The sequence below is a fragment of the Luteolibacter sp. Y139 genome (assembly GCF_038066715.1).
Lineage (GTDB): Bacteria > Verrucomicrobiota > Verrucomicrobiia > Verrucomicrobiales > Akkermansiaceae > Haloferula > Haloferula soli.
Genome location: NZ_JBBUKT010000012.1, coordinates 31,144 through 57,117 on the forward strand (window position 1 = coordinate 31,144; position 25,974 = coordinate 57,117).

A 25,974-nucleotide genomic window follows, 5' to 3' on the forward strand; every position below is an offset into this window, starting at 1 on the left:
CATAACACACACCTAAACCCAAGAACCATGAAACACACCATGGGCCGGCTTGCCGGCCTTCTAATGGTGGCGCTCTCGTATTGCGCCAATGCCGCGGGAAACAACTGGATGACCCCGCTTGATGGGAATCTTCCGCTGTCCCAATTCTCGATCCCCGGCACCCACGATTCAGGTGCCATGGTCGAGCCGGTCTCCGGCACCGCGAAGTGCCAGAACCTGTCCATCACCGACCAGCTCAATGCCGGCGTGCGATTCCTCGATATCCGCTGCCGTCACATCAATGACGCCTTCGCGATCCATCACGGGCAGGTCTATCAGAACATGAATTTCAACGATGTCCTGAACTCGACCATCGGCTTCCTGAACGCGAATCCCGGCGAGACGGTGATCATGAGCGTGAAGGAGGAATACAATGCCACGGGGAACACGCGCTCCTTCGAGGCAACCTTCGATACCTACGTGGCGGCGAATCCTTCGAAGTGGGTGCTCGGCTCGGCGATTCCGACGCTCACTCAGGCACGCGGGAAGATCGTGCTCTTCCGCCGCTTCGGTGCGTCTGCCACGCCGAAGGGCATCGATGCTTCCAACTGGCCGGACAACACCACCTTCAGCACCGGTGGCACGCTGCGGGTGCAGGATCGCTACAACGTTTCCGACAACAACGCGAAGTGGAACCAGATCCTGCAGATCCTCAATGAAGCGCGCTACGGTGGTCCGGGCACGCTGTACGTGAACTTCACCAGCGGCACCACCAGCATCTTCGGAGTGCCGAACATTCCGACGGTCTCGAACAACATCAACCCGCGCATCACCACCTTCTTCGGCAGCAATGTCAGCGGGCGCTTCGGCTCGATCCTCATGGACTTCGCCGATGCCGCGAAGTGCTCAGCCATTTATAACACGAACGCGCCATCCGGTCGCCCGGTCTATCGTCCGGCGTATTTCATGATTGTGAACCGCAACAGCGGCAAATGTCTCGATCTGATCGGTGGCAACACGAACAACGGCGCGCAGGTCAACCAGTGGACCTACGACTACAACGGCGCAAACCAACGCTGGGTGTTCGCTCCGACCGAGAACTCGGATCACTTCCGCATCTCCTCATGGGTCAGCGGCAAGTGCGCCTGCATCGAGAACGACTCCACCGCCGCGGGCGCAAAAGTCCACGCCTGGGAATACACTGGCAACAACAACGGCCAGCAGTTCGACCTCGTGGACGCGGGCAATGGCTACTACAAGATCCGCAACGTGAAGAGCGGCTTGGTGCTTCAAATCACCGGTGCCGGCACCGCGGACAACGACCGCGTGGAACAAGCCGCGGACAATGGCTCGATCAACCAACAGTGGCGCCTTCAGCCGTGGGGTGACTACTTCGCGCGTGCATCCACCGGGAAGTACATCTGCGTGGAGAACATGGGCAGCACCAATGGCAGCCCGATCATCCAATATTCCTGGGAAAACAATCCGTGGTTCAAGTGGCGCTTCGAGAGCGTGACGAATGGCCACCTGCGCGCCTCAAGTCTGAATGCCCTGACCCGCGTGCTCTGCGTGGTGAACGGCACCAGCGTGAATGGCGAGGACTGCCAGTTGTGGGACTACCTGCCCGCAAATGCCGGCGACCAAAAGCTGCGCATCCTGCCGAAGACCAACGGGCTCTTCAAATTCTACTTCGTCCACGATGGCATGAGCTGGGACATCCCCGGAGGAAATGGCGGGAACAACGTGCGGCTGGAGCAGTATCCCGACAACGGCAACGCCTGGCAGGATTTCCTGCTGGAGCGGACACCTTGAAGGGCTGATCCATTTCCGGGCGGAGGCGATGCGATCGCCTCCGCCTTTTTTATGTATGTACTAAGCTTTTAGTATTTCAGCGGGATCCTGGCTTTTCCACATCTTCAGGCATCCATCAATCGCCTTACGGATTCTTCGCCGCTTTAACTTTCTCCCAAGCATCGAGCGGAGGCTCGTCTGGCAAGCTCCTCCTGCCGTTTTTGGCCATCCTCCAAAGCCGCTAGCCCAACATGATTAGCTTACTTCGCCACATCCGCTGATCGTCGCAGATGAAGATATTCTCTTATTTGAGGTTGAACAAACGGCTTCAGCCTTCTCGAAAGAGTCATAACTTCAGGATCGGGATCAAGAAAATCGATGTAATATGCCCCATTTTCAATATCAAAGCTAAGCGATGGGTTCTCTAGGACGTATTTTTTGCGACCCAATTCAACCCAAGGCTCAGATTCAGCAAAGATAAGGTCACCATCTTCAGTAAGGGTCACCTTCATTTTAATCTCTTCGGACGAATAGACTCCAGCTATTGGCTTGAAGGAAATCTTCTTAGGGACGTTCCAGGGAAAGCGGCCAGCGCCGGACGATAATTCTTGATTTCGCGGATCCGGTGCCGTCGTCGAAACCGACATACATACCAAAACAACGGCCACAACTGCCGCAATTAAGATTACTACATACTTCTTCATTTCTGGAGACTACGCGTCATGAAGTTGTCTTTTTTGATCTGAAAATGAAGTCAATTTCGCGTTGAAATATTATTCCCTATTTGTCGCCGCTTTACTTCGCTCCGGATCTGCTTGTTCGGAATTTGCGTTTGAGATGCGAGGTAATTGGTGGCTACCCGGGACCCAAGCGAGCCGCGGCGATCAACGCGGCATCGGCAACGAAGCGCTCGTATTCGCCGGGCACGGTGAGCGCGCCAATCGGCACCTCGGGGCGGCGGAAGGTCATGAGACTTTCTTGAACGCTGCGAGCGGAGAGGTGAACTTGGTTCGCGCCGGTGCGGCGGATGACTTCGGCCACTTGATCGGCCTTGATGCCGCCGCCGGGAAGAATGTCGAGGCGGTCGCCAGCCTGTTGAACGAGGATGGCGATGAGATCGAGCGCGTCCATGGCAAAGGGTGCACCACCACTTGTTAGAATGCGTTCGAAGCCGAACTCCGCGAGAGTTTCGAGCGCGTCAGGCAATTCGGAGCAGACATCAAAGGCGCGGTGGAAGACCGCGGGAAAGCCATCGCAGGCATCGAGCAAGGTTTCGATCGCGACGAGATCCAGCGAGCCATCCGGTGCGAGGCAGCCGAAGACGACGGCATCCGCGCCGAGATCGCGGGCGAGCTCGATGTCCGCGCACATCGCCGCGATTTCCTCCGGCCGGTAAACGAAGTCGCCACCGCGCGGGCGGATCATCATGGCGATCTCGCCGGGGAAAAGCGACCGAGCCTGGACCAGTGTGCCGGCGCTGGGCGTGAGGCCACCTTCGGTGAGCGAGGCGCAGAGTTCAATGCGGTCGGCTCCCGCTTCGGCGCAGGCGAGGATGGAGTCGAGGGAATCGACGCAGATTTCAAGAGTCATGGGCAATCGGTGCCTGCGATCTACCATCTGCGATCTGCCATCGACCATCCCGAAACTCGCGGGTGGCAGATCCGACGAACCTGCGCTTGGATAGCCGTGATGATTCCCGAGCGGCTCGAACTGCGTTTGCATGATGGCACACCGGTGGTGGCACGACCGCTGACGCCGGCCGACCGCGACTATGTGGCGGCGGGCTACCGGCTGCTTTCTCCCGAGGCCCGCTACCAACGGTTCTGGGTGCGGCAGGGGGAGATCATCGGTGATGCGATGCTGAACCGCTTGCTGACGGATCAACTACCCAACCACGCGATTTGGACCGTTTTCGATCCAACCCGCGAGGGCTTTCCCGGCTTGGGCGCGGCAAGCTTCTGGCGATCGGATAAGGAGACCCACGACGCGGAGTTTTCGGTCACCGTGATGGACGCCGATCAAGGCCGTGGGGTGGCGACGCTGCTGCTCGGCATCCTCTGGCTGGTGGCATTCCGCTGCGGGATCGAGACACTGACCGGCTACACCATGCCGGAAAACCGGCGGGCCCTGCGATGGATGCGAGATACCGGGGCCGCGGGCGAATGGGACGGATACAATGCGGTCTTCCGCTGGAAGCTCGACGACCTGAACGCGATTCCCAATACAGCCGCAGGAGCGGACTTGGCCGAGCGGCTCGCCGAACTCTCGCCCGCGATGCTGTAAGGCCGCTCAGCTTGCTGGTTTGACGGCCGTCTTTTCTCCAAAGATCGCACTCGGCTTGGGCAGCTTCTGACGGCGCAGGCCGAATTGCCGGACGGCATGGCGCTGGAGGTGTGCAATGGCATCCGCCACATCATCGGTGAAGAAAATCAGCTCGGGATCGCCGGGGCTGATCATCCCCGCATCGGCCATGTGATAGACGAAATCCATCAGCGGCTGCCAGTAGTCCTTCCCCATGAGGATGATGGGGAAATTTCGGATCTTGCCGGTCTGGATCAGGGTGATCGTCTCGAACATCTCATCGAGCGTGCCCGCTCCGCCGGGCAGCACCACGAAGGCGTAGGAGTATTTGATCAGGATGGTCTTGCGCGTGAAGAAGTAGCGCATCGTGACCGAGCGATCGACGTAGGGATTCAGGTGCTGTTCGAAGGGCAGCTCAATATTCACGCCGATCGATCTACCGCCGGCTTCATGGGCACCGCGATTGCCCGCCTCCATGATGCCGGGGCCACCGCCGGTCATGACGGTGAAGCCGAGCTTGGCGACCTCCGCGCCCATCCGGCGGGCCATTTCGTAGTAGGTGGTGCCCGGCTGGGTGCGAGCGGAGCCGAAGATGGTCACCGCCGGGCCGACGAAATGCAGCGTGCGAAATGCCCGCACGAAGTCCGCCCCGACCCGGAAGATGGTGCCCAGATCATGCAGGCGGGAGCGCGGTCCCGCGAGGAAGCCTCGCTCGGGGATCTCCAGTTCGAAGCGCTCTTCCTCGCGAATCGCCTCCGGGCTAATCTGGTGCTCCGCAGTCGGTTGCGGAAGCTGGGGGCAATCGGGCGGGGTCATGACGGGATTCTCTAACACGGCATTCACGGCCTTGCCACGGGGAATCCAAGGCCCGGCGAGGGCCTGCCGAGCCGGGAAACCGGGCAGTTAGTTTGAAACAACCATGGCTTTGCAAACTCTGCTCCAAATGCGGGGTAAGCTTGCGGAGATAGAGGAGCGTGACACCTTCCCGCCGAGCGCATGCTGCCGCACAGGAAAAACGAACCGCACGAGGATGGCGACGGGGTGCGCGCAGGATTTGAGGTCCGCGTGATCGGCGGAGCGCGCCCGACTCCCGAGCCCGGCCGCGGCAAGGGCCTGGAGATCGGCCTGCAAATCGGGCCCGGCCAGACGAGCGCGAGCGCCGCAGTCGAAGATCCGTCGGCAGCGCCGGTGCAGCGATTGCAGGCGGAGGGCACCGAGCCCCTGCGGGCGCGTACGATCAGCGAGGTGATCGGCGAGGTGGGACCGGCGGCACCCTACGTGCCGCGGCACCGGAGCAAGGAACGCAGCCTGACCGCGTGGACCCTATGGATGGCGGCGGGCACCTGCACGCTCGCGGTAGCGGCGGTAGCGGGGGTGATGTCGATGAAGAAGAAGCCGTCCAACGAATCCGAGCAAGCCATCGTCTTCGCCCCGCAGGACTCATTCGGCGAAGAGAAGGCCTACTTTCTGGACCACATGGGGCCCCTCACCCACGAGGCGGAGACGCTCCTGAAGAAGTATGCGGCGGCGACCTCGCCCGAGGCCGTGCTGCCACTCGTGAGGGATGCCGCGCGGGTCAAGGAACGCCTGATGGCCCTCTGGCAACCGATGGGCGAGCTTTCGAAGGATCTGGTCGAGACATCGATTTCGGATAGCGAGGTGCGCCCGGCACTCATCCTGCGGGGCAAGACGGCGGGCTTCGCGAACTTCGAAATGGCTTTCGTCCGTGAAGGCGGCCAATTGAAAATCGATTGGGAGGCTACCGAGGGCATCGGTGATGCCCAGCTCTCGGAGCTGCGGAAATCGAAGACGGTGGTCAAGGGAGCCAAGGTCCGCGTGGTGGCCCAGCCGGGGAATTTCTACACGCCGGAATTCCCGGAAGCCGACTATCGCTCATATCAGCTGCTCGATGCCGCGGGTGAGGAATTCGTCTGGGCATTTGTCCGGAGGTCCTCAACCACGGCGAATTCGCTCGAGGCAGAACTCAATGAAAGCTCCGTTCTCCTTGAGAAAACCCGATCCGTCCCCGCGACCCTGCGCATTTCCGGCCCCCTGCGTGAAGGTGTGAACCTGTTCGAAATCACGGAGATGCTTCACAAAGGCTGGGTGAGCCCGTAACCAAAGGCCGTGAGCGACATTCCCGGTGCTTGGTTTCATTGCTCCCGCTGCGGCGCGCTATTCCGTGGGACGGCAGATGCCGACCAGCGTGGTGCGTGTCCTGAATGCGGCGGCGATCCCGTGGCCGGCACCGAAGCGACGGAAGCTCCCGGACCCGTCCTCATCCGCCGGAAAGTCCGCAAGCCGAAGGAGCGCTCGGGGTCATCGTCCAGCCGGTCCAAGCACAATCGCGAAGGTCAGAAGAAGGCACGCGCCCTGGCCATCTTCGTGGTGGTCTGGGCCGTGGTGCTGGGCACCGCCGCGATCTGGCTGAAAGGGAAGTCACCCGACGCCAGCGAGGCGACTTCGGTGCTCGATGCCCAGGCCGTTGGCGGCCAGGCCATGGAGGACTCGCGCCTGCTCCAGGACCAAATCCAAAACTGTGCGAGGCGGCTGGAGCAATTTGTCGGGGCGGGTGACATCGGAGGCAGGTCACCTCACGTTCTGCGAGCCAAGGAGATCCTCCCGGAGATGGCGGCAGCGCTCAAGTATGAGCCGATCCTGTCCTCTGATGCCAGCTTCACGCTGCCCTTCTATCAGGTGATCCACACCCCCGCCGGCCGGGCCATCGAGACGATGTGGAAAGAGGACGACGGCAAGTTCCTCGAAGCGGTCTTCTTCGAGGAAGAGGGAGAGTGGAAGATCGATTGGCATGCCTTCTCGCGCGCCAGCAGCGAGCCGTGGCCTCAATTCGTATCCGGCAAGGGCAAGGGAGAGGGCGTGTTCCGCGTGCTTGCCCGCGAGCGGGTCGGAGCCAATGGCCGCGATCCCGAGTTCATTGGTCTGGTGCTCTACGCCCCGCGGCCCGGCCGTCCCGGGGAAGCGTTTTCACCCTCACCGGAAATCCGGGTCACGCGCGCCTCCGACATGGGTCGCGCCATTGAGGAAGCCTTCACGACGCGCGCCAAGAATCTGGGCCCCTTCGGCAGCGGAGTGGTGAAATACGATCCCGGCGAAATGATCCGCCTGCATGTCCGGGTCACGCGCGAAGGTGCGGAGGAACGGACGTTCAAAATCACCGACTTGCTGGCCACCCACTGGATGGAGTTGCCGCCGGCAAAGTAAGCCTCAGCCGGACGCCAGTCCGCGGCGCATGGCCGCCACCGGGTCACTGCCGGGAAACCAAATCCGGAATGCCTTCACGCCCTGATGGAGCAACATCTCCCGGCCGGTCCCGACCCGCGCCCCGGCCGCGATGGCGGCCTGCTGGAATGCCGTGCCCGGGCGATAGATCGTATCGTAAGCCGCATGGCGCGCGGTGAAGCAGTCGGACGGCAGCGGTGAAGGATCACTTTCCTTGAGCCCCAGTGACGAGGTGTTGACGATCAGATCCGCATCGTGCGCCCAAGCTTTCAGGCGGGGATCGTCCAAGGCCGCAGTGAGGATCTCCACCTCGCCGTGCTGCGAGCGAATGCGGCCCGCCAGCTCCTCGATCTTGTCCACGCTGCGGTTCGCCAACACCAGCCGGGCGACACCCTCGCGCGCGCAGTGAACCGCGATCGCCCCCCCCGCCCCACCACCCGCGCCAGCGATCAGGACCGCCGCGCCGCGCAAGGTCACACCGAGCGTTTCCCGGACGGCTTCCTCGAAGCCGTAGCCATCGGTATTGAACCCGCGGGTGGCATCCGGATCGAAGCGCACGGTATTCACCACGCCCATTTCCGCGGCACCGGCATCGACCTCATCGCAAGCGGCCAGCGCCTCGAACTTGTGGGGCACGGTCACATTGCAGCCGATGAAGCCGAGGGCGCGCATCTGAGTGAAGACCTCTGCCACCTGACCGGGCTCGACTTCCACCTTGATGTAACGCGCCGCGATGCCGGCCTCATCCAGCGCCGGCTGGTGCATGCGCGGCGAGAGCGAGTGGGCCACCGGATGGCCGATCACCGCCAGGCGCGCCGGCTGGTCATGCCCGGCATCCAGCCGCTCGCGGGACGTCAGGTCGTCGGGGAAATAGAGGCTCATGAAAAGAAAAGCGCGCCCACCATGGCGGGCGCGCTGCGGTCGTCAATCCGCGGCCGGTCGGATCAGAAGGACGTGCGGACCGCGAGCTGCCAGGTGTAGGCCTTGACCTCGCTCTTCCGCGTCGTCAGGTCGTCGAGTGAGAAGCCGCCCATGACTCGCACACGGTCGGGGCAGAGGTGCCAGTTGAGACCGGCGTAGAGGGAGTGGTGCTCATTGCCGCGGCCATTGTCCACGTCCACCAGAGGATTTTCATGCTCCGCGCGGAGGTAGCGGGACGGCAATTGCAAGCCCTGCGATTCCGGTGAGCTGGCATACTGGTATTGAAGCACCGCCTGCAGCCTGTTTTCCAGGATCCAGTACCACGGCATCACCACGAAGCCGTGGAAATCACCCTGCCGGCGCGTGATTGGCGCGCTGATGCCGCCACCATTGTCGCCATAAAGCGCTTCGGTGATGACGCCCCAGTTCTTCTTCTCGTAGATCGCGGAGAGAGCGGCCGCCCAGCCGTAGCCAAGGGCATCGTCCACCCCATCGCTATTGTTCTGGCTGTAATCGAGCACCAGCCTGAGATCGTCCGTCGCACGCCACTGGAGGCTGCCGTAGAAGAACTGGCCTTCGCCCCAGCCGGCGACGAAATCCGAATCGTCCTCGGCGCTGAACATCCCCAGGATCAAGTCCCAGTCGCCCTTCTCGAGCTCCAGGGTCACACCTGTCGGCCGGCCGGCGTCGCCACTGACCTTTTCGGAAATGGAGGAACGTTCGATGGTGTAGGTGTCATTCGAGGACATCCGGGTTTCCTCGGTCATGTCCAACTTCATCCGGCCGTACTTCAGCTTGATGCCGTCCAGCCAGCCATCCCCGAAGGCCTTGCCGATGTCGAACGTCACCGAGGCTTCGTCAAAGGTGTCGTAGCCCCACTCCAGATCACTGTAGGGACCGTTGTGGAACCGGTTGTCATCCACCAGGTTCACGTTCACCTCGGCGGTGAAATACCTGAGGAACTTCGTCTTGGTCTCGAACCGCAACCTACGATATTCATCGTACTTGTCGTTGAAGTCCATGCCATTGACATCGGTGCCTTCCAACGACGCGATCTGATAGTGGAAGCGCCCGCCGATCTTGAAGGACTGGATGTAGGGGTTTTCCTTGTTCTCGTAGAGCAGGCCGGGGTTGTTCTGGAGCCACTGGCACCAGTCGCCGTTGTTGGACGCCGGCTTGTCGACAAGCTCCGGCGGAGCCTCCTTGGCGCTGGCATTGGCACCGGCCGCGACACCAGCGCCGGTGGAAACCGGCTCGGATGCGGCCTCATCCTTGTGCTTGTGCTTGTCCTTATGCTTCTCGGTGCCCTTGTCCGCACCCTCAGCCTTATCCTTGTCCTTCTTCTTTTTCTTATCCTTGTCCTTTTTCTTCTTCTTTTTGCCGTCCTTGGCGGGCTTCGCCGACTCGGCGGCGGGCTCTTGGGCATGAAGATTGGCCGGGACAACGAGCGGTCCGGCCAGGCAGGAAAGGAACAACAACGCGGGAAGGGTTTTCATCACGAGACGGAAGCGGGTTTTTCTTCCTACCGGCGGCTCACATGTCGAGCTCGTTGCCGGTCGGGGTCAGGATCACGCGGTTATTGCCGCAGACCAGATGCAAGGCCTCCAGCAGCTTGGGCGTGCTGGCTCCGAGCTTGAGCTGCATGCCATAGCGCAGCTCGGTCATCATGCCGGCTTGGGCCGAAGACACGCTGACCAACTGCACGCGATCCGCGAACTCGTCGAAGACCGGCTGGAGCAACTGCTCGAAGTCCATGTCGCTGGTCATCCGTAGCGTCAGCATGTGCGAGGCACGGCGCGGCGCGAAGGCGTCCGTCTTGGTGAGGACGTAGACCGCGGTTCCCACCATGAGAGTGATCAATACCGCCGGGACGTAGAGCTTCGCTCCCACCACCATGCCCACGGCCATGGCGAAGAAGACGAAAGCAAGGTCACGCGACTGGCCGAGCGTGCGACGGAAGCGGATCACCGAGAAGGCGGCGAACATGCCAAAGGCGATCGCGCCATTACTCGCCACCACCACGATCAGGATGGTCGTCACCAGGCCGATCATGATCAGCGTCTGGACGTAGTCCTGAGAATAGCGGGTGCCTTTGTAGGTTTTCCGGTAAAGGGCCGCGATCGCCAGGTTCAAGACCAGGCTCACTGCCGGGGCCACTACAACTTCCAGAGGGTGAAGGGTGCCAGCTTTGGCGTTTCCGCCGATGTTAAACAAGTCTTCGAAGGTCATCTTGGGTCAGGGGAAACGGCAGCAGAGCGGAATAGGTTTAGCGGGCTTTCTGAAGATGCAGGTAGGAAAGCAGGCGATCGAACCAAACGCGGAAGATGCCAGCAGTCGGTGCCGGCGAAGGAATATTGCGGCGCAGGCCGGTGGTGGCCGTAGGACGACGGCGGCCCTTGTCGTCCAGAGCTTCGGTCTTCCGCGGGATCCGGCGCGTGGATGGAGGCTCGGGGCGAACCGGTGAAAAGACCGGCGGGCGGCTCTTGAATTCGTAAAGCTCCAGCGCGGCCGTGTATTTGCTGAACCCGCGAGGCACCAAATTGAACTCACCGATCAAGCTACGGAACCAATAGGGCACCGAGCCGATGGTCTTCACCTCCATGATCGAGGAGCCGGGTTCCAACAGCGGAAGCTCGAAGTCCGGATCGTCCGGCGTCAACGGCACTCGCTGGAAGCGGCAGAGCGGGTTGCTATCAAAGGTGATGCGGATGGTGCCATCCGGACCGCTGTCGTAGGCGAAGCGATGATAGCGGATCTGCACTACCGGACGGCTACCCTGTTCATTGACCAAGCCGTTGATCTCCGCGAGCACGCGGCCATCAGTAGGAGAAGAGGTAGCCTCGTTGCGTACTGGAATGATGCCCTCGGTGAGTTGCTCCAGTTCGTCGAGATCCACGGACACCCGGCGCTTCACGGTCACGCCGTCGAGCTTGTGCTTCACCTCGATGAAGGCACTCGCCGGAATGACGCCGTCGCGACGGCCATAGACACGGGTGCGGATACGGCGGCGGTTCGGAACATCGAACTGCTTCTGCCAATAAGAGCTACGCTCCGAAGTGTCGTAATACTCCGACAAGACCGGATAGCCATCCTCGGCCCCACGGTCGGCCATCATCACTTCGCCGACACGACGCCGGACCACCTCTCCGAGGTGGGGAGGAAGGACGAATTTAAATTCGATACGGTTCTGGTTCGCGTCCATTGCAGGGGAGGCGGGGTGTCAAACAGCGGCGGGTGACATTCCCGTCACGAAATCGATCCGTCGATCAAATTTTGCGGTAGGAAGTGTCGTCTTGGGTGTCCGACGGAAGGAGTGCGAAGAACCGTTAACGGGCAAACTCCGAACAACTAACAAAGTTTCGGAGAAAACTGGTTCCCGATTTCTGCCAATCGTAGGGACGACGGCGGGATTGCCAAAATGAGACGGAAATCGTCTGACAAAATGACGCTGCACCAGAGACACGCGCGGAGGCACGGCTGGACGTAACTTGGGGAGGGATGTGGGGGGCATTGCAAACTGTTGGGGGAAACAGCGGGCAACCTGCTGGACTCGGGGGGGAGTGGCGCGGAGATTAGGGGAATTTCCCGGAACCGGCAATAACGGAGTCGCCGGGAGATGTGACGATTTCAAATCACGGCCTATCAGCGGAGGTGCTCGGAGAACTCCAACACCTCCGAGAATGGGAGCCGTTCCAGCAGGCCAAAGGCATCGTGGCGGGACAGGCGGGCGCGCGTCACCGCCGGGCTGCTGATCCCGCACAGGAAGCGTGCGAGCTGCCGCGGTGTCTTCAGGGCAGCGTGGCCCTGCTCTTGAAGATCGCGGATCATCCCGATCTCGTGCTCGTCCGGATCGGGTGCCTTGGTTCGGGGCACCGGCTGCGGCGGTATGCCCCGGCAGCGGTCGCAGTGGCCACAGGGTGCGGCGAGCGTTTCCCCGAAATGCCCGGTGACGAAGCCGGTCAGGCAACCGGGCTGCTCGGCCAGCTCCACCACTTGGCGAAGCCGGGAGAGATCGGCGGCTTCGCGCTTGCGGAACTGCTCGTCCAGCCGCGCGGCCAATTCGCGCAAATCGCCCGGGTCCTTTCTGACGCGGTAGCCTTGGCGGATACCGGATTTCTTCAGGGCGAGGTCGCCGGCTTCCTCAAGGTAAAGCAGCGCCGCGGTGATCCGCTGGCTGTCCTCCCCGGTCGCACGAGCCACCTCGGCGATCTCGAAGGTCAGCCAGCTGCGGCCCTCCTTTCCCGCGGCGAAGATTTTCCGGAGGAAGGTCTTCCGCCGGGCATCGTAGCCGGCCAGGACTTTCTCGAGATCCCGCAGCAGCCGGACTTGATAGGACGACCAGAACTTCCGGGTCGCCTCGATGACGCCTTCCAATTCCAGGTAGGTCAGCATCGTCTCCACCACCAGCGGACGGATGTCATTCACGGTCGAGAGCTCGTAGGTCGAGAGATCGAACTCCTTTCCGAGCCGAAGCACGTGGTCGATGAAGTGCCGCGTCGCAGCCGGCGAAGGCGTGTCGCCGTGGATGAAATTCTCCAGTGTCACCAGGTCATCGCCACAGGCGAGCAGCTCGCAGGAGGAGAGCAGGCCATCGCGTCCGGCACGACCGGTCTCCTGGGTGTAGTTCTCCAGGCTCTTCGGCAGGTTGTAGTGGTAGACGGCGCGGATGTCGGCTTTGTCGATGCCCATGCCGAAGGCGATCGTGGCGACGATGACGCGGGTCTTTCCGGCCATGAAGCCTTCCTGCGCCGCGGCCCGGAATTCATCCGGCAGGCCTGCGTGGTAGGCCTGCGCGGCCAACCCGTTTTTCTGCAGAAACGTGGCCACATCCTCCGCGGTATGCTGGAGCGTCACATAGACCACGGCCGCGCCCTCGCTGCCACGCAGCCGCTCCAACAAGTGCCGCTTGCGTTCCGTGGCGGCCAGCGGTGTCACCTTCAAGTCGAGGTTTGACCGGTGAAAGCTGAGCTGGACGTGATCCTCCTTTGCGATGCGGAAGCCCTTGCGAATGTCCTTGGCCACCGCTGGCGTGGCAGTCGCCGTGAGGCACAGCACACGCGGGACTTTCAGGTCACGGCAGAGCTTCGCCAGCTTCAGATAGTCCGGCCGGAAATTGTGACCCCACTCGGAAATGCAATGCGCTTCATCGATCGCCACCAGTGCGATGTTCAGCTTCTTCAAGCGTGCGCGAAAGCCTTCGTTCGAGAGGCGCTCGGGCGCGACGTAGAGGAGCTTCAGCGAACCATCGCCGAGCGATTTCATCACCTCCTCATAAGCGGCCGGCTCCAAAGTGGAATCCAGCCGCGCCGCGGCGACGCCCTTCGCTCGCAGCGCATCCACTTGGTCCTTCATCAGCGCGATGAGCGGCGAAACCACCAGCGTGACTCCTTCCAGCAAGAGTGCCGGAAGTTGGTAGCACAACGACTTGCCGCCGCCGGTCGGGAACACCGCGAGCATGGAGCGGCCGTCCAGCAGTCCCTCCACCACCTCGCGCTGGCCGCCACGGAAGACGCCGTGGCCAAAGCGTTCGCGCAGGAGTTGGATCAGCGGGTCATCGGCCACGTCCGAGGAAACCCGGGTGGAAGTGGCCTGACAAGTACCGGACGGACGCGAGGAACATCACTTGCTACGTGGAGAATCCGGGTTTCATCCTCCTGCGCCGACGCGCGGCCTCCTGACCTCGCGATTTCATTCTTATGAGAACCTTTCTGCTTCTGCTGCTCACCACCTTTCTCGGAGCGATCGTGCCGCTGCGGGCCCAAGTGCCGACGCTGGTCAACTACCAGGGCCGCGTCGAAAGCTTCTCCGGGACTGCAAATTTCCGTTTCGCCCTGGCGAATGCGGACGGCAGCGAGATCTATTGGAGCAACGACGGGACCTGCAAACAGGGCGGCGAACCAGCCGCGGCCGTGTCGCTTGCCGTGGAGGAAGGCTATTACTCCGTGGTGCTCGGCGACGTGACGGTGCCGAACATGGCGGCGATCCCGGCGAGCGTGTTCCGGAAGCCGGACATTCGCTTGCAGGTGTGGTTCGACGACGGGACGAATGGATCGCGCCGGCTTGATCCCGCAGAACGGCTGATCCCGGTCGCCTATGTGGCGGACAGCGCGCTGGATGGTGCGCACATCGCACCCGCGCAGCTGGATCTGCAACCGGGCGGGTCCGCTGCCAATCCGCCGCCGGGAACCCTGCGGCTGGTGAACCGGGACGGCAAGCTGGTCGTCCGCGATGCCGAGGGAAACGAAACCTCCGCTTCAGCTTCCGCCGATAGCACTTCAAAAGCCCAAGCAGTTGCGGCGGCAGTGACAGCAACGACGGCTGCCACGGCACCTGAGCTGTTCGACGATTTCACCCTGCGTGCCGACGGGACGATCTATGAAAGCGGCTCGAAACCGCTGATTGGATCGCCCTATCAATTCATCGGCAGCAATCCGAACGCCACGGTGACAGGCGGCAAGCTGATGCCCACCGGTGGCCAGCTTTACTATCTCGATGCCACCCTCGCGACCCCGGTGCGGGACGTGGCGGTGGAATACACCAATGAGGAAGCTCCCGGTGGCGTGTTCGAAGGGGGAATCGTCCTGGGCATCAAGACCACCGGCGTGATCGAGACCGATTTGATCCATATCCGGCTGAACCGGAATACGGTGAATGTCGAGGTCGGCAGCCCGGGAAGCGCCGGCTGGCAGACGATTTACTCGAAGGTCATGCCTGGAAACAAGGTGCCGCTGGGAGTCACGCTGGTGAGCCGGATCTACATCCTCGGCGATCTGCTGCTGATCCAGCACGAAGGGAAGACTCATTCGGTGAAGGATCCGCGGATCGCGGAATACAATGGCAATCACGTCTTCTTCGAAGCACTGGGCCCGGATGGATTCTTCACCCAGGTCGGCCTCAAGCGTCTCTGGGCGAACACCCCGTCCGGTGGGATCGCCAGTGATGCGCCACGCGGCGATGAGCCGCAGTGGCTGGGTCAGTCAGACGTGCTCCAGAGCGTGATCCTCGGCCAGCCGGTCTTTCCCGGCAACGGCCGGTTCGGCACGGCCTTTGGCGGTGGCCAGCCTTCCGAAACAGATAAGCTGGCGGTGGACGGGAAGGTTTTGGCAAACGGCGTCTACGGCTCGCGCCCGTTCGCCGGTGAGAAGGCGCTGTCCTCGGTCGTGGCCAGCAATCTCGTGACGGCCGAGCTTCCGTCGCCCGCGGGTTCCGTGGATGCGGATCTCCTGGTGCCAGGTTTCGACGATCTGCCGCTGGCCAAAAACGGCGAGAGCCTCACCTATCAGTTTCTCGGCACCTTCGGAGCGAATGCGAACGCCAAGCGCATCAAAATCCAGGCCTACTCTCCCAACTTCATCATCTTCGACTCTGGCAAGCTGAACGAGAACGGCACCACCTGGTCGCTGGAAATGAAGCGTGTGAAATTGGCAGGGCGCTCCCACCAGTGGCTGTTCGTTCTCAGGACGCCGACCAAGACGATCACCCGGCACTACGAAGCGGATACGACGGGCACCATGGGCTACCAGTTCCTTGGCAGCGGAAAGGCCGCCGGCGACGTAAAGATTCTCAGCGGCACCCAAGAGGCGCGCTTGAACTACTGAGCAGCGACGCCGGAGCGGTCTGCTTTGTCCAGCGACCTGAGGCACGACTCCACTATTCCCGGATGTATAGATACTGGAATTACTGGAGTGCCCGGCTGGCATCCACCGGTCACACAAAAGCGGCGGCCCGTGAGGACCACCGCTTCATCGAACGCGAACCCACCCGGGCTCGCAGATTTTGTCAGAGCAGCAGGGACTACTTCTTCTTCGCCGTATCGAGCTTTTCGCGAACCTTCTCGCTGAGCTCGTTGTAGAGTGCTTCGTCCGCCTTGAGCGCTTCCTTGGCAGCGTCGCGGCCTTGGGCCAGTTGGGCGCCATTGTAGGCGAACCACGAGCCGCGCTTCTGGATCAGGTCCATTTCCAGCGCGAGGTCGAGCAGCGATCCGACCGAGGAGATGCCCTCGTTGTACATGATGTCGAACTCGCACTCCGCGAAGGGTGGTGCGACCTTGTTCTTCACGACCTTGATCTTGGTGCGGCTGCCTTGGACGGTGCCGTCAGTCGCCTTGATCTGGCCGATGCGGCGGATGTCGACGCGGACGGAAGCGAAGAACTTCAGCGCGCGGCCGCCGGGAGTGGTTTCCGGGTTGCCGAACATCACGCCGATCTTCTCGCGGATCTGGTTGGTGAAGATGCAGACGGTGCGAGCCTTGGAGATGAAGCTGGTCAGCTTGCGCATCGCGGCGCTCATCAGACGGGCTTGGGCACCCACGGTGGAGTCGCCGATTTCGCCATCGAGTTCCTGCTTGGTCACCAGCGCAGCGACGGAGTCGAGGACGATGACGTCGATGGCATTCGAGCGGACCAGAGCCTCACAGATTTGCAGGGCCTCTTCACCGGACGAGGGTTGGGAAACGAGCAGGTCATCGAGATTCACGCCGAGCATCTTGGCGTACTGAGGGTCGAGGGCGTGCTCGACGTCGATGAAGGCGGCCAGGCCACCCTTTTTCTGGGCTTGGGCGATCGCGGTGAGGGTGAGAGTCGTCTTACCGGAGGATTCCGGGCCGAACACCTCGATGATGCGGCCGCGGGGGAAACCACCGACGCCGAGGGCGCGGTCGATGAGCAGGTTGCCGGTCGGGATGACGTCCACATCCACGCGGTGTCCGTCGCCCATCCGCATGATGGCGGCTTCGCCGAACTCCTTCTGGATGCTGGAGATAGCCATATCCAAATTGCGTTTGCGGGCGTCTGCGAGTTTGTCTGATGCGTCTTCTAGGGTCTTGGCCATGGTGTCAGGAAGTGTTCGGGCGAACTTCTCTCAGGGAAGGCGGCTGACGTCAACAAAAGATGTTCGGGCGAACAAAAAAGTGCCTTTCCCATTTCCGACGTTCAGGGCGCGTCTTCGTTTTTCGCGATGTTTCCCTCCGATTTCTCAATGGATGGAACGCGACGCCCGGAAGGTAAAAACGGACGGTGACAGACAAAGAAACCGAGAGCTACAGGCGTGAACTTCAGCGGCTCAACGAGCGGGTGGATGCACTTGCCCGGGGACGAGCTGCCGAAATGATCGAGATCCGGCGGTCCATTCACGCGCTGGAACAACGGCTGACGCCACAGGCAGCGCCCGCGTTTGTTCAGCCGGAAGCTCCGGAAGAAGCTCCTCCCATGCTGCCACCGACGGTTGCCGAAGAGGTTCCCGAGCCACCGGCCAAGTGGGAGTCCATTGCCCCGGCGCTGGCCGCCGCAAAGGCCGCAGCCGCCGCTGTCACCGCAAAGGCCCCTGCCTCCTCCCCGCCCCCGCGCGAGTGGGAATCCATTGCACCACAGGCACCGCTGCCTTCACCTCTTCCGCTACCTCCACCCGCGGAGAAAGGCTCCTTCGAGCTGCGCTTCGGGCGGATTTGGTTGGTCCGGCTGGGCATTGCGCTGCTGGTGACCGGGCTCGTGCTACTGGGGAATTTCGCCTACAAGAATTGGATCCGCGACTTGCCGGCGGGTGTGCGTCTGGCGGCGTTGTATTTGGGTTCGTTCCTCATTTCCGGGAGCGGCGTGTATCTCGGCGCGAAGGAAACGATGCGGCGCTTTGGCGACGTGCTCCTGGCCGGCGGACTGGCATTCTTCTACTGGTGCACCTTTGCCGCGCACCACGTGCCGCGCTTGCAGGTGATCGAGTCGCCAGTGACAGCGGGCGTCCTGCTGCTCGGTGCGGCCGGGGCGATCGTGGGGGTTTCGTTGCGTCGCGATTCGCGGGTGACGGCCACGATGGGGCTGCTGCTCGCGTCCTACTCGACGATCCTGCAACCGCTCGGCTGGCTCTCGGCGACATCGAACGTGGTCCTCGCGGTCGCCGGCACGTCCTTCCTGCTGCGGCCCGGCTGGGCGCTGCCGGGGATGGCCTCGATGGCGGGCACCTATATCGCTTTCTTCTGGTGGCAGATCGCGGGCGGCAGCGGCGGACGGCCGGACGATCCCTCGGCGCTGTGGTTTCTGCCGCCGGTGTGGGCGGTATTCGCGCTGCCAAGCGTGATCGGGGTGTCGCGGCACTTCGGCGGACTTTCGGAACGGGCGCGATCAATCTTTGCCTCGGTCAACAACATCGCGTTTTTCCTGCTCTTCTCTGCCCTGTGGATGGAGCAGCACCGGACTTGGGAAGGCTATTGGGTGGTGCCCGGTGTGTTCGGCGCGGTCCTGCTCGCCATGGGCGTGGCCGGTCGGTCGCGCGATGATGTCGCGGGCGGCGTGCACGTCGCGCAAGGTCTCGCTGCCTTGACCTTGGCGATGGCGATCAAGCTCGATGGCTTCCAACTCGCCCTCGGCTTCGCCATGCAAACGCTGGCCCTGTCGTTCGCCTTCCGTCGGTTCGCGGGAAAGAGCGAGCTGGCCTTTGCCCTGGTCGCTGGGCTGTCGACCCTGTTCGTGTCCTTGGGCCAAGCCGGTCCTTCTTCGGATATCCCGCTGTGGAGCCACGCGCTGGTCGCCGCGCTGCTGGTGGCGGCGGCGTTTCCCTTGCGAGACGGTTGTGATCGCTGGGTCGCGAAACGTGACCTAGCCCAAGCTGCCCGTGCGATCACCTCGATTGTCTTCATCGCCGGTGGTCTACTGACGATGCTGTTTTGCATGCATCATCTCGCCGCTCCTTGGCGCGCGCCGGCATGCGGCGTGGTGGCCTTGGGATGGTCGGCGTTCACCCTGCTGCGCGATCCGCAGCGGCGCTTGCTGGAAGCGGGTTGGGCGGCGCTGGTCTTCGGTATCGCCAGTCTGCCCATGCTGTATCCGGGAGACATCGATCTGCCGTGGTGGCCGCCGGTGATGGTGGCACTGCTGGGCTTGGCCGGGCACCGGCTGTGGCTGGATCGAGACCGTGCTCCCTTGCAGGCTGATATTGCGAAAGTGCCGGAGGTCTTTCTCTGGCTGACCGCCCTGACCGTCACCGTGGCGATCTCCAAGGAGGTCAAAACCCTGCCCTTCACTGAAACTTACGAACTGGTCGCCTTGGCCTCGGCCGCGGTCGGCATGGTGGCCGTGGGACGCTTCCTGATCATCTCGCCGGTGCTCCAAATCGCGGCGGTGCTTCTGCTGCCCTTGGCACTGCAGATTCAAACCCGGCTGACAGGTGACTCGGGAGTGCTGTTGTTCATCCCGGTGATCGCCGCGCTTGGCGTGATTCCCCTCGCGCGACCGACCGCCGTGGCGGTGATCCTGGCGCGATTTGCCGCCGGCTTCTCGTGGCTGATCGCCTGGAACAAGCTCGCTCCCGATGCGTGGGGCGAGGTGATGGCGGCCAGCGCGGTCGCGCTCGCCATCGTCTCGATGCGCCGTGGAAAGATCACGCTTCCGGAAAGCTGGGCCTTCCTCGCCACCGCCACCGCCGAGTTGCTCGCCCACACCTGCGTCCTCTACCGGTGGGTGCCGATGAACCCGGCTCCCTTTCCCTATGGCGCGATCACGGTCGCATCCTGCTTCGCGCTTCCCCTGCTCGCCTTGGCGGGAGATGCCTTTCACCGGTCGATCCGCCACGGGCTGCTGCTGGCGGCGTCAGCGCTGCTCGCGCTGTGGTCCAGCCAAGCCGTGATCTGGCACTTCGATTGGAAGCCGGTGGCGATCCTGTGGACCGTGCTCGGATTCGGCCTCGTCAGCGTCGGCCTGTGGCAAAAACTCTCGGCACTTCGTCACGCCGGGTTCGCGCTGCTCGCGGTCGCGCTGGTGAAGCTGTTCGCCGTGGATGTCTGGGACTTCGGCACCTTCATCCGCATCGCCGCCTTCCTCGCGCTGGGCGTGGCGCTGGTGGTGCTGGGCTTCTTCTACAACCGCTTCGCGGATGCGCTGAAGAAGCTCTTCGAGGCGGACGAGGCGTAGCGAACCAAGTCCGCACGATTGGCGTGCTGAACGGGGACTCGGAAGCACTCCGCTAATTCGGTATGCCTATATAGCGGAATTAGCGGAGTTCGGCATGTTTCAGAGCGGCCGTTACTTCGCCGGCTCCTTGTCGAGTTGGAAGGCGTCGTGGACGGCGCGGGCGGCGTCTTCGATGCTGGTCTCGTCGACGGTCACGGCGATCTTGATCTCGGAGGTGGAGATCATGCCGATGTTGATGCCAGCTTCGCCGAGGGCCTTGAACATGGTGGCGGCGACACCGGAGTGCGAGCGCATGCCGATGCCGACGGCGGAGAGTTTCGCGATGCCTGCCTCGGTCTCGATCTTCGCGTCCGGACTGATCTCGGCGAGCACCTGCTTCAGCGAGGCCTGGGCCTTGCCGAGGTCGTTCGAGTGCATGGTGAAGGAGTGCCGCGCGAAACCGTCGCTCGCGATGTTCGACACGATCATGTCGAGATTGATCTCCGCATCACCGAGCGCGCCGAGGATCTTGCCGGACATGCCGGGCTGGTCCGGGATATTGGTGATGGTGACGCGGGCTTGGGAGCGCTCGATCGAGACTCCGCGGATGACGACGTTTTCCATGGCAGGATGTTCTTCGAGCACCAACGTGCCCGGGTTGTCATTGAGAGAGGAACGGACTTCGAAGACGACGCCGTATTTCTTGGCGAACTCGACGGAGCGGGACTGCATCACCTTCGAACCGGACGAGGCCATTTCCAGCATCTCGTCGTAGGAGATTTCCGGCAGCTTGCGGGCGTTTTTGACGATGCGCGGGTCGCAGGTGTAGACGCCATCGACGTCGGTGAGGATCTGGCAGACGTCCGCCTTCAGGGCGGCGGCAACGGCGATGGCGGTGAGGTCGGAACCGCCGCGGCCGAGGGTGTGGATCTTGCCCTCCGGGGTGATGCCCTGGAAACCGGCGACGACGAGGGTATTCCCGGCATCCAGCTCGCGCTTCATGTAGGACGGGTCGATGTCCTCGATGCGGCCGCGGGTGTGGGAGCCCTTCGTGTAGATGCCCGCCTGGCGGCCGGTCACGGAGACGGCGTCGAGGCCGGCTTCGTGGAGGGCCATCGAGACGAGAGCGATCGACTGCTGCTCACCGGTGGCCAGCAGGACGTCCAATTCACGCTCGGCCGGAGTTTCGGAGAATTCCTTGGCCATCTTGATGAGGCCATCGGTAATGCCAGACATGGCCGAAACCACGGCGACGACCTGATTTCCGGCGTCGTGGGTGCGTTTGACGCGCGCGGCGACGTTACGCATGCGGTCGATGGAGCCGACGGAAGTACCGCCGTATTTTTGCACGATAAGGGCCATGGCCGGGGAAACGGGGCCGGGAGTGAAGGAAAGCGCGGCACCCTTGGCAAGCGTCCGGTGGGGCAGCGGCGGAAGGGGTGGCAAACAGGCACCGGAGCGGACCGGCATCCGCCTGTCCGCTCCGGAACCGTGTGTTAGCGCCTCCCACTTCCCCGGCAAAGTCGGGGAAGTGAAAGTCACCGGATCACGGCGGGTCATGAGCACGCGTCCGACAACATATGGCATCCATAACCGGCACGCGTGGCTCAATGCTTTAGCGACCAACGACATTATTTACCGACCAACGGCTGTCGTTCTCGTAGATTCACGACATGCGTGCGTGGATCTTTTGACAATCTTCCCGCGGTTCCACATTGCTGTTAGAGCAATGGGAGAGGAGGGAGAGATAAGAGAGGGAACCCTGAGCGGCGAGGATTGGAAGTCGCTCGCCGGATGGCTTCTGCATGAAAACGCGGACGAGGGGGTGACCCGCGCGCTGGGACTGCTCGGCAGCCGCCACGTAGCGGACCGGGCCTGGGTGATCCGCTACGACGACGCATTCACCCTCTTCTGGAACACCCACGAGTGGGTCGCACCGGGCATCTCGCCGCAGCTTGGAGAGGTGCAGGGCATCCCGGTCGATGCCGGCCTGTGGATTCACGAGGGGCTGCACCGCGACGGCCGGGTGGAGATCCGTGATGTGGCGAACATGCCGCGGCGTGCCCGCGGGTTCCAATTGGAACTCCAGCGGCAGGGTGTCCGCTCGCTGCTCGCGCTGCCGGTATTCCGCGCAGGCAAGATCGCTTTCCAAATCGGCTATGATGCCGTGCGCGAGAAGCGCGTGTGGGAGGAGGAGGAAATCCTGGAATGCGCGGAAGTCGCCAATCTGATCGCTCGCTCGCTGTGGATCCGGGGAAACGGGGACGGTGCTTCCTTCCCCTCCGCCGATCCCGAGAGCCGCCTGATCCACGTCCGCAGCGGGGCGGGCTCGGTGGCACTACCGCTTTCCGAGATCCTGTGGATCGAGGCTTCGGGCGACTACACGGTGGTCCACTCGAAGGGCCGCCAGCGCCAGACCGAGCGGCGCAGCGTGAGGGATTGGGAGGGGATCCTGCCGAAGGAGGAATTCCAGCGGATCCACCGCGGAGCGATCGTCCGGGTCTCAGCGATCCAGCGACTCGACCGGAGCGGCGGGAAATGGCGGCTGACCCTGGCGCCGGACGGGCCGGTGCTGCCGGTCGGGAGAGCTTATCATGGGCCGCTGCGGCTGCGGCTCGGGTTTTGATAGGGGCGGCGGCGGGCTGTACCATCGTACACTTGACCGGCCTTGGTGCTCCTTGGCTTATGTTAGGGATGGCAAAACCCATTCCCTGCCTGGCCGGGGCCCTATTGCTATCTTCGCTTCCCGCGTTTTCCCAAGAAGACGGGACGGAGGCTCTCAGAAAAGAGATCCAGGCGATGCGGCAGGAATACGAAACCCGCATCGAGAAGCTGGAGTCGCGGATCGCCGAGCTGGAGGAAGCGCCTGCACCGAAAAAGGCCGCGCATGCCTCCGGATCCCATCGCGCCGCAGCAGAGCAGCCTGTCACTCCCGCTGCCACCGAAGACGAGGCTCCGGCCGTGGCCGATGAAGCGCGCGAGTGGCGGAAGCGTGCCGACGAGCAATTCAAGAAAGACACCGAGACGCGAGACATCGCCCAGCACCCGGACGCGGAGAAGGCACTCGACGCCCGCATCGAGCAGGTGCTGGAAGGCTATCTGGATATCACCGGCTACTTTCGCGCGGGCTATGGCCGCTCGGACGCGGGTGGCCCGCAGCGGGCCTTCGGGATTCCGGGCGTGGCGAAGTATCGCTTGGGCAATGAGGCCGAGAACTACGGCGAGCTCGCCTTTGCCAAGACCTTCTTCCCGGCGGGGATGTTCTCGTCGAAGGACGGTATGAACGATGGGCCGGTGGCGCGCATGAACCTGCGGCTGGCCTTCTACAATCCCTACGACAACTACGGCTCGTCCGCCGACACGGACTTCTCGGTGCCGGAGGCGTGGGCCTCGATCGCCAATGTCATCCCGGGGATGCCGGAAGCGAAGTTCTGGGCGGGCAGCCGCTTCTACCGGCGGCATGACATCCACATCAACGACTTCTATTTCTGGGACATGAGTGGAGGCGGCGCGGGCATCGAGGATGTGCCGCTCGGTGCCGGAAAGTTCGCCTTCGCGTGGATCGGCGATGGGGCGGAGAGCGCGATCTACAATGACATCGCGACGCCGGACCCGCTGAATATCGCGGGCTTCAGCAAGAGCAGCTTCGATTTCCGCTGGTACGACTGGCCGTTTTTCGGAGGAAAGGGCGAGCTGGGGTTTGCCTATTCGAGATCGGAGTCGGGGGTCGATTCGAACGGGGTCCAGGCCGAGGATTCGGATGGGTTTTCGCTCAGCCTGGTCCGCACTCGCGAGGGCTTTTGGGATGAGAAGAGCCTGCACAAGACCTCGCTGCAATTCGGGACGGGGCCCGCGAAAACGTTCAGCACGGGCTTCGAGAACTTCAGTGGACCGGCCGGCACCTTCATTCGCCCGGACCCCGACGAGTCGTGGCGCGCCCGGGTGACCGACCAGTGGGTGATCAAGCCGATGGACCACTTCTCGATCGGCAGTTCGCTGGTGTATCAATACACGGAATTCGGCGACAACGCACCGTACCAGCACTGGGCTTCGGCGGGCGTGAGGCCGATCTGGCATTTCAATGACACCTTCAGCCTCGCGCTGGAGCCGGGGGTCGATTGGGTGTCCGGCACGGCCGGTGGTCACGAGGGCATGCTCGGAAAGATCACGCTGGCGCCGCAGGTTTCGCTGGGGGGCGACTTCTTCAGCCGGCCGGTGCTGCGCGCCTTTGTCACCTACGCGATGTGGGCAAATGGCCTGAAAGGCGGCGTGGGCGGCACCGACTACGCCAGCGATGACCAGGGCTGGAGCTGGGGCGTGCAGATGGAAACATGGTGGTGACTGTGGGCATGGACAGGTCCCTCCGGGGCGGCTACCGTCCGCGCGGATGACGCTCGACGAGCTCGGATGGGATGAAAACTTCGCCGCTGCCTTCGCCCCCTACCGGGCGAAAGGGTGGTTTCCCGCGCGCTTGATTCGCGAGACGACGATCAATTACTCGGCCTTCGTTGCGGAAGACCCGGAGGATGTGGAGGAGATCGACTGCGTTCTTTCCGGCAAGGTCTGGCACGATGCGGAGAGCGACGCGGATTTGCCGGCTGTGGGCGATTGGGTCGCTGTGGAGCTTGGCGGGGAGAACGAGGATCATGTGATCCGCGCGCATTTGCCGCGCCGCTCGTGCTTTTCGCGGAAGATGCCGGGCAAGAGCGTGGAGGAGCAGGTCATTGGCGCAAATGTCGATGTGGTGGCCGTGGTGACTGACTCCGGTGCGGATCACAATCCGCGGCGGATGGAGCGCTACTTCGCACTGATCGGTCGCAGCGGCGCGAAGGCCGTGGTGCTGGTCAACAAATCCGACCTCTGTCCCGCGGAGCACAATGAAGCCTGCGCTGCCGAACTGCGAGCGCTGGCTCCGGATGCCGACATCCACATCACGAGTGCGCTGACTGGCCAAGGCCTGGAAGTGCTTCAGTCCTATCTGAAGGACGGAATTACGATGTGCGTCGTAGGTTCATCCGGCGTTGGCAAGTCAACGCTGGTCAATCAGCTCTACGGCGAGGAATGGCAGTGGACCAGCGAGGTCAATGAGGTGACCGGCAAGGGCCGCCACACCACCACCTCGCGCGAACTCGTACCGCTGCCGGAGGGCGGCATGCTCATCGACAATCCCGGGATGCGGGAGATCCAGATGTGGACCGATGAGAAGACCTTGCGCGATAGCTTCGCCGACGTCGAGGCGATGGGACACGAGTGCCGCTTCGCCGACTGCAAGCATGGCAATGACAAGGGCTGCGCGATCCGCGCGGCGGTCGAGGCAGGCACGCTGGATCTGCATCGCTTGGAGAGCTTTCTGAATTTGGAAGACGAGATCGAGAAGCTCCGTCGTCAGATCAAGAAGCGGCAGATGACGGTCGAGCGCTGGGCCAAGCGCAGTCACCGGGTGAAGGCCCGCAATTTGGAAGACCGCATCCAGCTTGAGAAGGACGAGCGTGGGGAGTGGGAACGGTGAGTCTCTCTCTTATTTATCTCACCTCATGGACCCGAAAAAACGCTACTATGAGGATTCGAGTGTAGCATTCTGGGCCGTCGGGATTCTTCTCTGTGTATGGTCGGCATGGGCCAGCGGATACACGGCGTTGTGGGGTGGCAAGGCGGCCGGACTATCGCAAGATTCGTGGAATTGGCAGGACATTCCATTCCATATCTATGGATGGATCGGGGGCTTCATCGTCAGCCTCGGACTCCTTATTGCCATTCGTAAGACGACTCCCAGGTTTATCGCGGTTCTACTGGTCCCGCTGCTCGCCTTTGGCGTCGGCCTGGCCGGCCAGGCGATCGAGAACCACTAGAAAAATCGAATTCAGCC

20 protein-coding genes are annotated in these 25,974 nt (G+C 62.5%); 10 read left to right on the forward strand and 10 right to left on the reverse strand.

The genetic code is table 11. The features are described from left to right. The first annotated feature begins 27 nt into the window (after nt 1-27). On the forward strand, nt 28-1,791 hold the full coding sequence (locus WKV53_RS23650; RefSeq protein WP_341407297.1) for a phosphatidylinositol-specific phospholipase C domain-containing protein: 1,764 nt from the start codon (nt 28-30) through the stop codon (nt 1,789-1,791). Nucleotides 1,792-2,030: 239 nt separating this feature from the next. On the opposite strand, the gene WKV53_RS23655 is transcribed toward WKV53_RS23650, so the two are convergent. After that, the gene (locus tag WKV53_RS23655; RefSeq protein WP_341407298.1) at nt 2,031-2,474 is read right to left on the reverse strand and encodes a hypothetical protein; all 444 of its coding nucleotides are present in this window, start codon (nt 2,472-2,474) and stop codon (nt 2,031-2,033) included. Nucleotides 2,475-2,625: 151 nt separating this feature from the next. Then, the gene (locus WKV53_RS23660; protein ID WP_341407299.1) at nt 2,626-3,360 is read right to left on the reverse strand and encodes a copper homeostasis protein CutC; all 735 of its coding nucleotides are present in this window, start codon (nt 3,358-3,360) and stop codon (nt 2,626-2,628) included. Nucleotides 3,361-3,459: 99 nt separating this feature from the next. On the opposite strand from WKV53_RS23660, the gene WKV53_RS23665 reads away from it, so the two are divergent. Continuing rightward, nucleotides 3,460-4,053 (forward strand): GNAT family N-acetyltransferase, encoded by a 594-nt coding sequence (locus tag WKV53_RS23665; protein ID WP_341407419.1) that lies wholly within the window; start codon nt 3,460-3,462, stop codon nt 4,051-4,053. Nucleotides 4,054-4,059: 6 nt separating this feature from the next. Here WKV53_RS23665 and WKV53_RS23670 read toward each other — a convergent pair whose 3' ends face one another. Continuing rightward, the gene (locus tag WKV53_RS23670) at nt 4,060-4,887 is read right to left on the reverse strand and encodes an LOG family protein (RefSeq protein WP_341407300.1); all 828 of its coding nucleotides are present in this window, start codon (nt 4,885-4,887) and stop codon (nt 4,060-4,062) included. A gap of 180 nt (nt 4,888-5,067) precedes the next feature. On the opposite strand from WKV53_RS23670, the gene WKV53_RS23675 reads away from it, so the two are divergent. Next, complete coding sequence (locus tag WKV53_RS23675; protein WP_341407301.1) at nt 5,068-6,189, forward strand: hypothetical protein; 1,122 nt, start codon at nt 5,068-5,070, stop codon at nt 6,187-6,189. Nucleotides 6,190-6,198: 9 nt separating this feature from the next. Continuing rightward, complete coding sequence (locus WKV53_RS23680; protein WP_341407302.1) at nt 6,199-7,293, forward strand: FmdB family zinc ribbon protein; 1,095 nt, start codon at nt 6,199-6,201, stop codon at nt 7,291-7,293. A 3-nt stretch (nt 7,294-7,296) separates the two neighbouring features. Here WKV53_RS23680 and aroE read toward each other — a convergent pair whose 3' ends face one another. From aroE to WKV53_RS23705, 5 genes are all read right to left on the reverse strand, one after another. Beyond that, nucleotides 7,297-8,193 carry a shikimate dehydrogenase gene (aroE, locus tag WKV53_RS23685; RefSeq protein WP_341407303.1) on the reverse strand — a complete coding sequence of 299 codons (897 nt, stop codon included), beginning with the start codon at nt 8,191-8,193 and terminating at the stop codon, nt 7,297-7,299. 62 nt (nt 8,194-8,255) lie between these two features. After that, nucleotides 8,256-9,728 (reverse strand): porin, encoded by a 1,473-nt coding sequence (locus WKV53_RS23690; RefSeq protein WP_341407304.1) that lies wholly within the window; start codon nt 9,726-9,728, stop codon nt 8,256-8,258. Nucleotides 9,729-9,765: 37 nt separating this feature from the next. After that, complete coding sequence (locus tag WKV53_RS23695) at nt 9,766-10,461, reverse strand: DUF4956 domain-containing protein (protein ID WP_341407305.1); 696 nt, start codon at nt 10,459-10,461, stop codon at nt 9,766-9,768. Between the two features lie 37 nt (nt 10,462-10,498). Then, nucleotides 10,499-11,434, reverse strand: coding sequence for a polyphosphate polymerase domain-containing protein (locus WKV53_RS23700; RefSeq protein ID WP_341407306.1), 936 nt, complete (start codon nt 11,432-11,434; stop codon nt 10,499-10,501). A gap of 440 nt (nt 11,435-11,874) precedes the next feature. Next, nucleotides 11,875-13,794 (reverse strand): RecQ family ATP-dependent DNA helicase, encoded by a 1,920-nt coding sequence (locus WKV53_RS23705; RefSeq protein ID WP_341407307.1) that lies wholly within the window; start codon nt 13,792-13,794, stop codon nt 11,875-11,877. Nucleotides 13,795-13,928: 134 nt separating this feature from the next. On the opposite strand from WKV53_RS23705, the gene WKV53_RS23710 reads away from it, so the two are divergent. Beyond that, nucleotides 13,929-15,830: a hypothetical protein gene (locus tag WKV53_RS23710; protein ID WP_341407308.1), complete on the forward strand. Its 1,902-nt coding sequence runs from the start codon at nt 13,929-13,931 to the stop codon at nt 15,828-15,830. A gap of 196 nt (nt 15,831-16,026) precedes the next feature. Here WKV53_RS23710 and recA read toward each other — a convergent pair whose 3' ends face one another. Beyond that, nucleotides 16,027-17,061, reverse strand: a complete 1,035-nt coding sequence (gene recA, locus WKV53_RS23715) for a recombinase RecA (protein WP_341407309.1) — start codon at nt 17,059-17,061, stop codon at nt 16,027-16,029. Between the two features lie 185 nt (nt 17,062-17,246). On the opposite strand from recA, the gene WKV53_RS23720 reads away from it, so the two are divergent. Then, nucleotides 17,247-20,129, forward strand: coding sequence for a DUF2339 domain-containing protein (locus tag WKV53_RS23720; protein WP_341407310.1), 2,883 nt, complete (start codon nt 17,247-17,249; stop codon nt 20,127-20,129). 111 nt (nt 20,130-20,240) lie between these two features. Here WKV53_RS23720 and WKV53_RS23725 read toward each other — a convergent pair whose 3' ends face one another. After that, nucleotides 20,241-21,470 carry an aspartate kinase gene (locus WKV53_RS23725; protein WP_345789677.1) on the reverse strand — a complete coding sequence of 410 codons (1,230 nt, stop codon included), beginning with the start codon at nt 21,468-21,470 and terminating at the stop codon, nt 20,241-20,243. A gap of 367 nt (nt 21,471-21,837) precedes the next feature. Between WKV53_RS23725 and WKV53_RS23730 the strand changes: the two genes are divergently transcribed. The 4 genes from WKV53_RS23730 (at nt 21,838) to WKV53_RS23745 (ending at nt 25,957) form a co-directional block, all read left to right on the forward strand. Further along, nucleotides 21,838-22,734, forward strand: a complete 897-nt coding sequence (locus tag WKV53_RS23730) for a LytTR family transcriptional regulator DNA-binding domain-containing protein (RefSeq protein WP_341407312.1) — start codon at nt 21,838-21,840, stop codon at nt 22,732-22,734. 173 nt (nt 22,735-22,907) lie between these two features. Beyond that, the gene (locus tag WKV53_RS23735) at nt 22,908-24,449 is read left to right on the forward strand and encodes a maltoporin (protein WP_341407313.1); all 1,542 of its coding nucleotides are present in this window, start codon (nt 22,908-22,910) and stop codon (nt 24,447-24,449) included. Between the two features lie 46 nt (nt 24,450-24,495). After that, nucleotides 24,496-25,617, forward strand: coding sequence for a ribosome small subunit-dependent GTPase A (rsgA, locus tag WKV53_RS23740; protein ID WP_341407314.1), 1,122 nt, complete (start codon nt 24,496-24,498; stop codon nt 25,615-25,617). Between the two features lie 25 nt (nt 25,618-25,642). Next, entirely contained in the window at nt 25,643-25,957 is a 315-nt protein-coding gene (locus tag WKV53_RS23745) for a hypothetical protein (RefSeq protein WP_341407315.1), read from the forward strand. The last annotated feature ends 17 nt before the right edge of the window (nt 25,958-25,974 follow it).